Origin of the sequence: Nostoc sp. CCY 9925 (assembly GCF_963920935.1) — a bacterium.
Lineage (GTDB): Bacteria > Cyanobacteriota > Cyanobacteriia > Cyanobacteriales > Nostocaceae > Nostoc.
In genome coordinates, this window is sequence record NZ_CAWUDO010000157.1 from 1 (window position 1) to 13,074 (window position 13,074).

General features: G+C 41.2%; 12 protein-coding genes and 1 pseudogene. 7 read left to right on the plus strand and 6 right to left on the minus strand.

All coding sequences use genetic code 11. The annotated features are described in order from the left end of the window. Positions 1 to 369: 369 nt before the first annotated feature. The gene (locus tag ACM0OY_RS37120) at positions 370 to 1,050 is read right to left on the minus strand and encodes a RibD family protein (RefSeq protein ID WP_414573719.1); all 681 of its coding nucleotides are present in this window, start codon (positions 1,048 to 1,050) and stop codon (positions 370 to 372) included. Positions 1,051 to 1,362: 312 nt separating this feature from the next. On the opposite strand from ACM0OY_RS37120, the gene ACM0OY_RS37125 reads away from it, so the two are divergent. Continuing rightward, complete coding sequence (locus ACM0OY_RS37125; protein WP_414573720.1) at positions 1,363 to 2,031, plus strand: HEAT repeat domain-containing protein; 669 nt, start codon at positions 1,363 to 1,365, stop codon at positions 2,029 to 2,031. A gap of 202 nt (positions 2,032 to 2,233) precedes the next feature. Here the strand turns inward: ACM0OY_RS37125 and ACM0OY_RS37130 are convergent. Further along, positions 2,234 to 2,401 (minus strand): annotated as a pseudogene (locus ACM0OY_RS37130) (2-hydroxyacid dehydrogenase); the annotation flags it as partial. Positions 2,402 to 2,676: 275 nt separating this feature from the next. Here ACM0OY_RS37130 and ACM0OY_RS37135 point away from each other — a divergent pair. From ACM0OY_RS37135 to ACM0OY_RS37155, 5 genes are all read left to right on the plus strand, one after another. Further along, a complete protein-coding gene (locus ACM0OY_RS37135) occupies positions 2,677 to 2,862 on the plus strand; it encodes a hypothetical protein (RefSeq protein WP_414573721.1) in 186 nt (61 codons plus the stop codon). 383 nt (positions 2,863 to 3,245) lie between these two features. Beyond that, positions 3,246 to 5,105: an NAD(P)H-quinone oxidoreductase subunit F gene (locus ACM0OY_RS37140; RefSeq protein ID WP_414573722.1), complete on the plus strand. Its 1,860-nt coding sequence runs from the start codon at positions 3,246 to 3,248 to the stop codon at positions 5,103 to 5,105. Positions 5,106 to 5,172: 67 nt separating this feature from the next. Continuing rightward, the gene (locus tag ACM0OY_RS37145; RefSeq protein ID WP_414573723.1) at positions 5,173 to 5,832 is read left to right on the plus strand and encodes a carbonic anhydrase; all 660 of its coding nucleotides are present in this window, start codon (positions 5,173 to 5,175) and stop codon (positions 5,830 to 5,832) included. Positions 5,833 to 5,943: 111 nt separating this feature from the next. Next, positions 5,944 to 6,138: a hypothetical protein gene (locus ACM0OY_RS37150; RefSeq protein ID WP_414573724.1), complete on the plus strand. Its 195-nt coding sequence runs from the start codon at positions 5,944 to 5,946 to the stop codon at positions 6,136 to 6,138. 73 nt (positions 6,139 to 6,211) lie between these two features. Continuing rightward, positions 6,212 to 7,519: a CO2 hydration protein gene (locus ACM0OY_RS37155; RefSeq protein WP_414573725.1), complete on the plus strand. Its 1,308-nt coding sequence runs from the start codon at positions 6,212 to 6,214 to the stop codon at positions 7,517 to 7,519. Between the two features lie 123 nt (positions 7,520 to 7,642). Here the strand turns inward: ACM0OY_RS37155 and pcrA are convergent, their stop codons facing one another. The 3 genes from pcrA to ACM0OY_RS37170 form a co-directional block, all read right to left on the minus strand. Further along, positions 7,643 to 9,967: a DNA helicase PcrA gene (gene pcrA / locus ACM0OY_RS37160; protein WP_414573730.1), complete on the minus strand. Its 2,325-nt coding sequence runs from the start codon at positions 9,965 to 9,967 to the stop codon at positions 7,643 to 7,645. Positions 9,968 to 10,060: 93 nt separating this feature from the next. After that, the gene (locus ACM0OY_RS37165; protein ID WP_414573726.1) at positions 10,061 to 10,399 is read right to left on the minus strand and encodes a type II toxin-antitoxin system PemK/MazF family toxin; all 339 of its coding nucleotides are present in this window, start codon (positions 10,397 to 10,399) and stop codon (positions 10,061 to 10,063) included. Beyond that, positions 10,393 to 10,623, minus strand: a complete 231-nt coding sequence (locus ACM0OY_RS37170; protein ID WP_414573727.1) for a hypothetical protein — start codon at positions 10,621 to 10,623, stop codon at positions 10,393 to 10,395. The genes ACM0OY_RS37165 and ACM0OY_RS37170 overlap by 7 nt, the downstream gene beginning before the upstream one ends. Before the next feature lie 115 nt (positions 10,624 to 10,738). On the opposite strand from ACM0OY_RS37170, the gene ACM0OY_RS37175 reads away from it, so the two are divergent. After that, a complete protein-coding gene (locus ACM0OY_RS37175; RefSeq protein WP_414573728.1) occupies positions 10,739 to 11,506 on the plus strand; it encodes a DsbA family protein in 768 nt (255 codons plus the stop codon). Between the two features lie 767 nt (positions 11,507 to 12,273). Here the strand turns inward: ACM0OY_RS37175 and ACM0OY_RS37180 are convergent. Then, positions 12,274 to 12,939, minus strand: a complete 666-nt coding sequence (locus tag ACM0OY_RS37180) for a glutathione S-transferase family protein (protein WP_414573729.1) — start codon at positions 12,937 to 12,939, stop codon at positions 12,274 to 12,276. Between the last annotated feature and the right edge of the window lie 135 nt (positions 12,940 to 13,074).

Consider the following 13,074-nt stretch of genomic DNA (forward strand, 5'->3'; position numbering starts at 1 on the left):
GTCAACTGAAAATTAAATAAAATAAAAAGCGCTCTCCCAAAAGGAGGGCGCTTTTGATAGCAATAGGACTTATGCAAAATCATGAAAAAAAGAACCACAAAGAACGCATAGACACGTACCCTTCGGGAAGCAAGCTACGCGGAGCGTCTCATAGAGAAGTGGCTTCCCGCAGGGTAAGCTGTGGCGTATTTAATTTGCACAACCAGGGCGGGCAAGATGCCCACCCCACAAGAGATTCATTTTTTTGAGAATGCAAATTAAAATATTTTTAGTTTAGGACACAAAGGAATAAGACTTTTACAGGGTTACTGCGTAAGTCTTAAACAAATATGTGTTTATGGATAGAAGACAAATTTTCTGTATGGGTTCTCATCTGAGTGTGCGGTAGTGCAAGAATAACTCACTTCCAACCCGACGAGTTTCAATGAGTTCGAGTTTAGGTGCGGCACTGGGAAGAAAACCCTCGCCGTCCACGGGAGTAGGCGCACTTGCTCCTCCATAAATAACGGGCAAAATGGTCAACCACCAATCATCAACTCGCCCTGCCTGTACTAAAGAAGCTGTTAAAGAGCCACCTCCCAAAGCAAAAATTTTGCGGATACCCCGCTCTGCTATTAAGTCATAGGCTCTATCCCAATCCAGGTCTGTATCGCCCAGTTCGATTAATTTGGCGAGTTTGTCTAGGGTTGTTGCATCAGAACTGCGTTCTATAGCAGTCTGTGTCGTAAATATCCATCGCTCAATGTCCTGACGAAAAAAATCCATATCCGGCGATAGATTAAGCGAAGCTGTGACAACGCAGGTAATTGGCTGGGGAGACTGACCCCGAAACTGACGTGCTGCCAACAATTCGGGATTCTGAATTGTAAAGGCTATCCCTTCATTCCGAACTGTCCCCGCTCCCATTAGGACTAAATCGGCTAGAGAGACTTGATACTCCAAGTGTTCGCCATCAACTGGGTAGGAATTACGGGGTGCTTTAGAATCCACAGGACTAATTTTCCCGTCAGCCGTCATAGCAAGAATTACAGTTGTTTGGATAGTTGACATAATTACGCCGTGAGAGTTGAGTAGACTTCTTGTGGAAGTGGGGAAAAGGGTAAGGGGTAAAGGGGAAAGGAATGAAGAGGAGGGGAAAAGGGAAAAGGGATAAAGCAAAAGAGTCTTCCTTTTCTCCCTTAGCTCGACTTTATCCAAAATTAAGAATTTGGCTTTCCTTATAGAACAAAAACCCTAGCTTTTTGGCAAAAACTTTTTCCATTTTTGCAAGAGGTCTAATTTATTGTGCAAAAAACAGACTGGGGATTGGGTTGGAGGCGGAAAGTGCTATTCTGACTGCACAAACTACTATTACTCGAGCACATGAACCAAAATCAGATTGAGCAAATTGAGTTGAATTTACGCGCTAAAGCCTTGAATCAACGCAAAGCTGCCTTAGATGAACTGGCAGAATTTCCATCTGAAGTTGCCGTTGCAATACTCCAGAAGCTAGTTAATGAAAAAGACGTTGCACTTTGTCGCCTTGCGGTGATGGGTTTAGGTAACCACCGGACTGAAGCTTCATTTCTAGCTTTGCAAGAAATACTTGAACATAACCAAGATCCTAATGTACTATCGGAAGCTGCCAATTCGCTTTTTGAATTTGGCGAGGTGACAATTCCTTTACTCCACCAGTTATTTGTGCGGTCTGACAACTGGTTAGTTCGCCAGACGGTGATTTCTTTGCTCATGGAAACCAAGGAACATGAAATTTTATTAGCTGTTGCAATTGAAGCTTTGAAGGATGAAACACAAAGTGTTGAAGAAGCAGGGATTGTCGCCCTTGGCCAACTATTAAAATCATCTTTGAAGAATCAAGCTTTGGTGCTGTTGACAGAACTTGCACAAGATTCATACTGGCGAAACCGATGGCAAACTGCGATCGCTTTGTCTGGCATTCAAGACCCCCAAGCCAAGCTGTTAATCGCCAAACTCCAGCAGGACGAGCATTTTCGGGTAGTAGCAGCAGCTTTAGAAGCTACATCCGACTAAATCAAATCTTGTTTCAACTATTAACATTCGCTGATAAGATAACCATCCACCTAAAACCATGGTTACAGCAAACACTACTAAAAACCAAAAGTGTTTGCCCAATGCCAATGCAGGTATGAGCTAGAAAAATTCCTAAAAAATAGGATAAGTAGAACGGTGCAAATAAACACAGGTACAACAATTGACAAAGTAGCGATCGCCCCTAGTTAGCTTTCGCTTGAGCGTGGATTTGATTTGCACAAGGACGGCCTTGTTCAATATCGGTAATATTAGCAAAAGTTGTCTGTGCAATATTATGGAGAGCTTCGGCTGTAAAAAAGGCTTGGTGTCCGGTAATAAGTACGTTGGTAAATGTTGTCAAGCGCTGAAAAGAGTACATCGTAACTTGATATTGAAAGCAGCGATGTCTACCACGGACTAAGCCTGTGCGTCTGTGAACACTGGAAATTTGAGGAATTGCTGGCTGTGGAATTTATAACTCAGTGGCTTGATGGAGTGATGCGATCGCAGTTTTTGACGACACTTCAATTCATGGTAGCCCAATTCAACCAAACAAGACTAAATTGATTTGTTGTCATCAACAGACTAATCTTGGCAATGTAGATATTAGGTAAAGCACAATAACTTGCATTATAGGAAATACTGATGAATCGTTCAAAATTAGTTGCCATTCTTACAGGTGCGATTTCTGTTATTTTAGCGATCGCCTACCTCATCCTCGTCCAACTGTTAGACTACCGGGACATGAAACCCGCCCCCATTAGCCAATTTGAGCAAGCGCCTGCGATTATTTCTCAGTTTTGGCAGATTGACAAAATTGCCAAAGTGTAATTCGCATTCAGTTGATTTGTATCTGTTCTTATTTATGGCAGTTTTGATTGAAATAGGGACGCACAGCTAGCTGTGCGTCCCCTACTTAATGTCTATCGATAAAACTAATGATGACTATTGATTAATGCCACATCCGATTCATAGATAAATAACAATAGCTATTATTTATTGCTCAAATACTATATATATAAGATTTAATTACCATAATTATCTTAGATTTATTTAAATAAAGTAATTCCATTTGGACGCAGATAACGGTAAGCTGTTTCTAACAAAATTAAATAAATATAAATTCGCGTTAATTGCGAGTGCTGGGTTTACAGGGATCAACGCAAGTTGATTTAAAACAGCAAAATTGTGATGAAATATATAGAGGTTTATTCATGGCTCAGTTTCTATTGGAGACTGTTTGGCTAGTTCCGTGCTATGCCTTAATAGGGGGATTATTGGCCGTGCCTTGGTCGCCGGGGATCATTCGCAAAACAGGCCCAAGACCGGCGGGTTATGTCAACTTGGTAATGACATTTTTGGCATTCCTACATAGTGTCATTGCCTTACAAGCAACTTGGAATCATCCACCCCAAGAAGTATTCATTCCTTGGTTATCTACCGCTGGTTTAGACTTAACTATTGCCTTAGATATATCTTCCATTAGTGTCGGCGCTTTAGTAACAATCACTGGGTTGAATTTGCTGGCGCAGATTTATGCCATCGGCTACATGGAAATGGATTGGGGTTGGGGACGCTTCTATTCCTTGTTGGGATTATTTGAAGCCGGACTTTGCGCCCTTGCTTTGTGTAATAACTTGTTCTTCAGCTATGTAATTTTGGAAATCCTGACGCTGGGAACTTACCTATTAGTTGGCTTATGGTTTAGTCAGCCTTTGGTGGTTACAGGTGCTAGAGATGCTTTCTTAACCAAACGGGTGGGAGACTTGTTCTTGCTGATTGGTGTGTTGGGGTTATGGCCTCTAGCTGGAACTTGGAATTACACAGAGTTAGCCGAGTGGGCGACTACAGCCAACGTCAACCCAACAGTCATTGGATTGGTGAGTTTAGCTTTAATTGCCGGGCCGATGGGTAAATGTGCTCAGTTCCCGTTGCATCTGTGGTTGGATGAGGCGATGGAAGGCCCTGTTCCCAGTACGATCTTGCGGAACTCGGTAGTAGTTGCTAGTGGTGCATGGGTGTTGATTAAACTCCAACCGGTGTTAAGCCTCTCACCGATAGTTTCCTCAGCAATGGTAGGGATTGGTGCGGTTACAGCTTTGGGTGCTTCGTTAATCGCGATCGCTCAAATCGATCTTAAACGCTGTCAATCCTATTCTGTCAGCGCATACATGGGTTTAGTATTCATCGCTGTGGGAGTGCAACAAGACGAAGCAGCACTATTGTTAGTCCTCACCCATGCCATATCCGCAGCACTATTGGTGATGAGTACTGGCGGAATTATCTGGAATAGCATCACCCAAGACGTAACCCAACTTGGTGGACTGTGGAAGCGTCGCCCAATTTCCGCAATCGCTTTTATTTTCGGTAGTTTGGGGTTAATTGGTTGTCCACCACTGGGTAGCTTTTGGGCGCTGATGGAATTGGCAGATGGGTTGTGGGAAACTCAACCTTGGTTAGTGGGAATAATCATCGGGGTAAATGCTTTAACCGCAGTAAGTTTAACCAGAGAATTCGCTTTAGTTTTTGGTGGTAAAGCCAAACAAATGGCTCAGCGATCGCCTGAAGCTCACTGGCCTATGGTTCTACCGATGATGATTTTACTTGGCTTTAGTCTAAATCTGCCTTTTGTGTTGCAAAGCTTATCACTTTTACCAGATTGGGTAAATCTGAATAAAGATGTCGCACTACTTTTAAATTGGTCAAGTATTTTCGGTTGCACTATCACTGGTGTGATTTATTTCAGCAATATTCCCAAACCGATTCGTTTGCCTTGGAAAGGTTTACAAGATTTAATCGCATACGATTTTTACACACCCAATATCTATCGGATGACGATTATTTTCACCGTTGCCCAAATTTCGCAACTTGCCGATATGATTGACCGCTTTGTAGTTGATGGCATTGTTAATCTTGTCGGTTTATTCTCCCTTTTGGGCGGCGAAAGTCTCAAGTACAGCACCTCTGGTCAAACCCAGTTTTATGCCTTCACCGTGCTTTTAGGAGTAGGTGTTTTAGGAATGTGGGTAAGTTGGCCTTTTTGGGGCATACAGTTCTTAGATTTGATTTTCTAAATCTCGACATTCGGGTAGTTAATACTCGTTTTTTTAAACCTGATTCTAATATTGTGAGGAGAATTCCATGAGCATACAAAATCCGAAAATCAATGTTTCCCGCAGAGGTTTACTGAAGTTTGGTGCGGGTGCTATCGGTACAGGTGTTTTAACAGCTGGAATTGGTTCCAACTTAATTACACCGGAAAAATCTTTAGCACAAGAACCTCCAGCAAAACCTCCAGCAAAACCTCCAGCAAAAGAAGAAGAAATAACTCCCGATCGAGCATTGCAAGAGTTATTAGATGGGAACGATCGGTTTGTTAAAAGCAAACGTAAAAACCCCCATCAAAGTTATTCGCGTTTAGCCGAAGTTGCCAAAGGTCAAAACCCCTTTGCTTCTATTCTGGGCTGTGCAGATTCACGAGTTCCTTCTGAGATTGTCTTTGACCAAGGACTGGGAGATTTATTTGTTTGCCGGGTAGCTGCTAGTGGCTTAACCGCAGTTTATTTTGTCATTCTTCTCAACCGCACATGTTTTGGCAGACTTGATAACTTAGCCTACTATCCCAAAGTTCTTTGGTCTGAGAAAATCCCAGCATTAATTTTGGCAGCTTTCATCATCTTTTTGGGAATACAACCCACTTGGTTAGTGCGTTGGAGTGAGTCCACGACTACAACAATGGTAGCTGCAATTCCCTCCATAGAAAAAACTACCATCTCTCAAGTACCACTGGAGTATAAATAGGAGTTAGAATGGGCTACGCCCCGCTGCGCTAACAGAATTTAGAATTCTGAATTCAATACTTACCGCGTACCTTTGTTAACAGTTGTTTTTGTCCCAATGGTGTGATGGTTGGTGAATTTAGTCAAATATGGTAAATTCGCCAGCTATCACACCTACTCAGCAAAATTTTGGGCAATTACTCTTTTTATTGCGATTATTGCCCTGTTTGGCTTTAATTATGCTGGAGTCACTTTATGGATAACTTGTATAGCTGGCACAATTTATAGCATTGAAGAAATAGCGATGACGCTAATATTGCCAGTTTGAAAACATGATGTTTTAAGCATTTTTCACGCGTTGAATATTCGTCAAGAATTAATAACACCAATTAGCGAGTACCATGACAGCAATTAAAACAGCTACTAAATTACCTCCTTCCAAACATGAATTTTCTGAAGTCATTCATCGCCTAGAAGCTGGCGGTGCAATGTTACCCGATACCCCGGAAAATTTGATGCAAATTATCGGGTTATACAAAGCTTATGCTGTGCCAATGGATTTTTATTGGCGAGACTTACTTTATATTGCTGAAAACGTATTTTTAGACCCTTTGCCTTTCTTTAAATACTTCTTGCCCAAAGAGTATTTGGACTTACATAATCATTACGCTGGTGATGATGCCGATTTACGAATTTGGCGCGGTGAAGCCACAGCCCACCCAGAACTTTTGGCATTTATTGAAAAAGGTGAAACTTTCAAAATGCCCAAGTTATTGCATCACTTGTTCCACGATCGCATTAACATGGAATTTGCCGAAGCTTGTATGCGGGCAATGTTGTGGCACCGAGGTATGGGCGGTCAATTCGACCCTTACCTAGATTCCGACGAATATAAAGCCAACGCCGATAAGGCAATTAAAGCTTACTTCCAAGGCAACCCAGCGATGCTGGCACTTTACAAACTGTTCCCCGATATGTTTTTGGAACAGTGTCGCCAGATGTCATACTACGCTAACTTGGGTTTGTTCTGGGAAGTCATGGCGCCGGTGTTTTTTGAAATGTCCGACCGCTACGACGAAGGCACCATTAGCACTGTCCCAGAAGCGATGAATTTCTTAGTTAATGGTATATTTGCGATCGCAGGTCGTCCAATTTACCATCACGTTTATATTCGTGGCGAATGCTACGAAATTATCCCCAAATCTAAGGGTTTCATGTGGTTATATGAAGCAGCGTTACCCTACGTCGAAGCTGTTTTCTACCGTACCGCACCTTTTAGAGGGACAAAATCTTATAATGCCCAAGCACGTCAAGTACCAGAAGACCAAAAAGACTTTCACTATGGCATTCTTTACGCTGATGTATTTCCAGTAGGTACTGCTGGCATTCCCCCCACATTATTAATGCAAGATATGTTGCATTTTTTACCCCCCTATCTTGTTGATTATTACAAACAACATTGCCGGGGTGAAGAAGATATGCTGATTCAATTGGGAGTTAGTTTTCAACGGTCAATGTATTGTGTAACTTCTGCGGTAATTCAAGCTTTACGAACTGCACTTTTATACCCATTAGATGACCCAAATCCTAAACATTTACAAGCCAATCGAGACTTCTTTGAAATGCAGCTAAATCGCTTTACTCGTCCTGAATATAACATTCGTGATGCTGCACGTTTGGGGAGTATTCAAATGCAAGATTATCGATAAGAGATCCCCCCAACCCCCCTTTTTAAGGGGGGCTTAATTCTCTGCATTAAAAAGTAGATTTAATTCTCTTGAATGCTGTTAACTGTTAACAGTCAACCGTCAACAGCGAACACAAAAATATGTTTACTCCACTCTTTGCAACTGTGCTAATCTTGGGTCAACGATTTTTTGCCCCAAACTGGCAAATTTAATCGCTACAGACAACTTATTACCTGCTCCGAAAACGTGGGTTATTTCACCTAGACCAAAAGTTTTATGTAATACGCGATCGCCTACTTGCCAATTGTGCGTTGTATCTTGCTTAACGCTAGAATTAGAAGCACTTTTGGTATAAGTTTGACGACTCATGCGTTGGGTAGCTAATAATTCTTCTGGTAATTCACTGAGAAATTGCGAAGGCATAGCTGGTTCGCGGGAACCATACAAACGACGTTCGCGTGCATGTGATAAATACAACCTTTCTTGGGCGCGAGTAATTCCCACGTAACACAACCGACGTTCTTCTTCCAAAGACGCAGGGTCACTCAGCGAACGATAACCAGGAAATAGTCCCTGTTCTAATCCCACCAAAAATACTACAGGGAATTCTAGCCCTTTGGAGGCGTGTAAAGTCATCAAAGAAACAGCTGTTTGTCCTTCTTTTAAGTTATCTAAATCGGAACTGAGGGCGGTACTTTGGAGGAATGCTGTCAGCGAAATATCTTCGTTTTCTTCTTGAAATTGTAATGCGGCATTGTAAAGTTCCTGGACGTTTTGTACTCTATCTGTGGCTTCATCTGTGCCTTGACTCATTAAGTCTTGAACGTAACCAGAATCTTCTAATATGCCTTGCAAAACTTCAGTTACGGGAAGGGTGCCGATTTGTCCTTGCCAACGGCTAATCATTTCGGCAAAGCTATTTACAGCTTTTGTTGCCCGTCCAGCTAATGTATTAACTGATGTTTCATCGCTGAGTATTTCCCACAAAGTTGTACCTAATTGTTGAGAGGCATTCACCAAAGCATCAATGGTGGTTTTGCCAATTCCGCGCCGGGGAGTATTGATAACTCGTAATAAACTTACTGTATCAGATGGATTGGCGATCGCTCTTAAATAAGCAATTACATCTTTAATTTCTTTGCGATCGTAAAATTTCATTCCTCCCACAACTGTGTAAGGAATTTGATACTTAACTAACAATTCTTCAAAGGGACGAGATTGGGCATTTGTCCGATATAGTACAGCAAAACTACCCCAGTTTAACTCTGGATTTTTATGTTCTAAAGTACGAATTTGACCAATTACAAAGTCAGCTTCTTCTAGTTCATTATCGGCTTTGTGAGCATAAATCTGCTCGCCGGCCCCCCGTGTTGGTTTGAGAATTTTATCAATTCGTTGGGTGTTATTTTCAATTAGTTCATTAGCCGCTTGCAGAATATTTTCACAAGAGCGATAGTTTTCTTCTAGCTTGACCATCGTCCGGGTATCATCATCTGCCAAACCATCGCCAAAATCATTCTGAAATTCTAGTAAGATTGTGAAATCTGCCATCCGAAAACTGTAAATTGATTGGTCTGCATCGCCGACAACAAAAACTGAGCGATTTTTCCATTCCCATTCGCTCTTTTTGGTTTCGCCATTAGTCACCAATAAATGAATCAGTTGATATTGAGTCCGGTTAGTATCTTGATATTCATCTACAAGGATATGGCGAAACTTGCGATGCCAGTAATCCAATACTTGCTCGTTTTGTTGAAATAATCTAGTAGGTACGAGAATTAGATCGTCAAAGTCAAGAGCATTGTTTTCTGCTAGTTTATCTTGATAACGATTATAGACATCAGCAATTACTCTACCGCGATAATTCGGTTGTTCTTGTTCAAATTCTTGGGGTGAAAAGCCTTGGTTTTTGGCGTTACTAATAGCGTAGCGGACAGAGCGGGCATCAAATTTTTTATCGTCTAGATTTAACTGTTTGGTGACAATTTCTTTGATGAGAGTCATAACATCTGATTCATCAAAGATAGAAAAATTGCGATTCCATTGGCGTCCTTTTTCGTCTTGATATTTTTCAATATCAAAGCGGAGAATCCGCGAAAATAGACTGTGGAAGGTACCGCACCACAAATGTTTAATAGTGTTTTTGTAAACTTGCGATCGCAATTGCATTTGTTGGTATTCTGTCAACAAATCCAACCGCTGACCGTGTTGTTTCATTGCTTCTTCTTGTGCAAACAGCCGTTGAATCCGGTCTTTCATTTCCCGTGCGGCTTTGTTGGTAAAAGTAACCGCCAGAATATTTTCCGGATCGACACGGTGTTTGAGAATCAGATTAGCAATGCGATAAGTTAGCGCTCGTGTTTTACCGGAACCCGCGCCAGCAACAACTAGCAACGGGCCGCAGTAATGCTCGACAGCTTGGCGTTGGCTGGGGTTAAGGTGACTGAGAAAGTCAATGGTTGTTGTCATGGATGTGAAAAAGCGATGTCTACGACGGGCTACGCCTACGCTAGGCGTCACATCACTAAAAGAGTGGCTATTGCCCAGGTTACAATATCCTAACTAAACTTGGTCAATAAAGATATTCCGTAGCTCTTCCATATACCTGTCATCTAAATGACCAAGTACTTTAACAATTCTGGATTTATCTACAACTCGCACCTGTTCGCAAAGTACTACAGAGTCTTTATTCAAACTCCCAATCCCCGCTGGAACAAATACATGAGAAGGCAAAATAGCACGTCTAATTTTAGTAGTAAAAGGTGTAATAATCGTGTGAGGACTGGCAACATTAGCTCTATCAATTTGTACAATTACCACAGGTCTTATGCCCGCCTGTTCTGTACCTATTACTGGATTAAGATCGCATAACACCACGTCTTTTCGTTGAAACTCTACCACTGGATTTCTCCTTTGTTGAGACGCTCTTCATAATCTTCCAAATTCCGCAAGTAGTCAGAAAAATCTGATTCCACTATTTCTCCTTCATCTGTGAACTCCGTCCATGAGGACTGAAGATTGGTGTTGTTTTTCATCAGCAAGAAGTCTATGAAGTTATTCGCTTGTTGAAGAAGTGGCTCAGGTAGTTGACGAATCTTGGCTATAGTTTCTTCATGTACACTCATTTGACCTGTGGATGATAATCATCGTGCGTCTATATTTCTAGAGTAGCTTCAAGCAGTTCTAAATTGACACATCTGTGGCAATACTAAAAGAATGTTGATTTTTTAGAGTTTTTGTATGACTACATTCTTTAGTTGGTTTGGGCGATTACTTCAATATCTGCGTACTTTGGCAGTAATAAGTATGCTATGTTTTCTTCTCACCTCACCACTTCCTGCACAAGCCGCTAGCCGCATCGATCCCCAACTAGAACAACAAGTATTACAAATTATTCGCGAACATCCAGAGGCAATTATCGAATCTGTTCAAGTGTATCAGCAGCAACAACAACAGAAACTTAATCAAGTGCGGCAAGGATTTTTACAAGATTTAAAAACAAATCCCCAAACAGTGATTGGTGAGTCTCCAACCACAGGTTCAAGTAATTCAAAAATTCTACTCGTAGAATTCTCAGATTTTCAATGCCCTTACTGTGCTGAGGCACATAAAACCTTAAAAGATTTGTTAGCTAAATACCCAGACAAGGTAAAATTAGTTTACAAGAATTTACCGCTTACTTCAATTCATCCTCAAGCATTACCAGCCGCCGCCGCAGCTTGGGCAGCACATCAGCAGGGTAAATTTTGGGAATATCATGATGCCCTATTTACTAATCAAAAGCAACTGGGTGAGGCATTGTATTTAGATATTGCTAAAAATCTCAATTTGGATTTGGTAAAATTTAAACGCCATCAAACTCTTGCCACTCCCGCAATTACAAAAGATGTCCAGCTAGCGGAAAAATTAGCTGTTTCTGGCACACCTTTTTTCGTAATTAGCAGTCCAACTATTTCACGAGTGGTGCAGCTATCAGACATCGAAAATATATTGGCTAATGCTAAGTAAATTTGTGTATTTGGCAGTGAGCTAACATCAATAAGAGCAATTCTGTTTAGTCATTAGTCATTAGTCACTTGTACTGAGCGGCTTGCGTTGAGCGATTTGCCCTGACCGGAGCCGTAAAGCCTGCGGCATAGCTACGCTTAGGGCGCAGCCTCTCGTAGAGACTACGGTGTACACACAAGTCGGAAAGAGTAGTCTGCCAAGGAATAATTCACGAGTACATTCTCTGTAGAGACGGCGATTTATCGCGTCTTGTGAACGTGTTGGTCTATCAGACGCGATAAATCGCGTCTCTACATGAGGGCTTTCTCGCTAATCCCAAGTGTATTAGGATAAAACTCAATCAGACTTGTGTGTACACCTTAGCTCGTAGAGAAGGGAGTCGAAACGAGCCGAAGTATTGGTCATTTATAATTAGTTTTAGACAAAGTATAAATGACTAATAACTTAAAATGTAATGATATCTAATAAACAGCAAGAAACCGGATCAATATATACTGAGTAACTATCTATATTCATACTATTGGTTGAGATATATACTTGATTAGTTAACATAAATGTGCATCTTTAGTTAGAGGTTTAATGCATCAGTAAACTGCTGTACTTGAAGCAAGTGTAAGGAGTAGCTTTATGAGGAGTAAGGGGGAGAGATTTTCCTCACTCCTCATGTTCTTAAAGATATGACAAATTCACTGAGTTATATAAAATTTGGCACTGAAACATTGCAATTACTTCCTGATATTTCGCCTCAAAAAATCGTGTATGAGTTGTTATTTGCTCTTATTGTCTTTATATCTACGCAACCTAATTAAAGCTCTAACTCGCCCTTTAAATAGTTCAAATTCTTCGGCGCTCAATTTAGTTTTCTGCCATGCCGGACGTTGCATCAAGCGATCGCACCACTCATATATTTTGGTGTAATTACTAAGATTAATACCTAAATTAGGTAATGAAAGTATGCCTATTCCCGCAACAATATCTGCTAAAGTTAACTGTTCGCTACCAAAGAAAGAGCAATCACCAAGCACTTGAGTAAAAAATTGCAGTACCTTATCTATATGCTGCTTTGCTTGTGCAGCTTGTGGTGAATCTTCCCTTTCATAAATGAGTGAAACTATTTGTGGGAATAATTCATTACCAGTGACTAATTGCACCATCCTCACTGTAGCTAATGCCTGAGGTTCAGAAGGTAGCATCGCAGGTGTAGGATATTTTGTTTCTAAATAGTCCATAATTGCCAGGGATTCTACAACTCGAAAACCGTCATCTACCACAACCGGAATATGATGAAATGGATTAGTTGCCACAAACTCTGGTTGGAATTGATCGCCATCTAACTTTATTAAAATTGGTTCAAAGGCAATCTCTTTTTCCAGTAAAGTGAGCCACACACGACGAGCATTTGGCGAGACAGGATTGTAGTAAAATTTGAGCATGTTGAAACCTTGATAAAATATTAGTCAGAATTCAGTTTTCGTCTGGTACGGTGCGTTAGCCTGTGGCATAACGTACCATCTTAAGTAGGTCGGTGTTGAAAATTGTCGTTATGACAAGGCAGGAGGCAGGAGGCA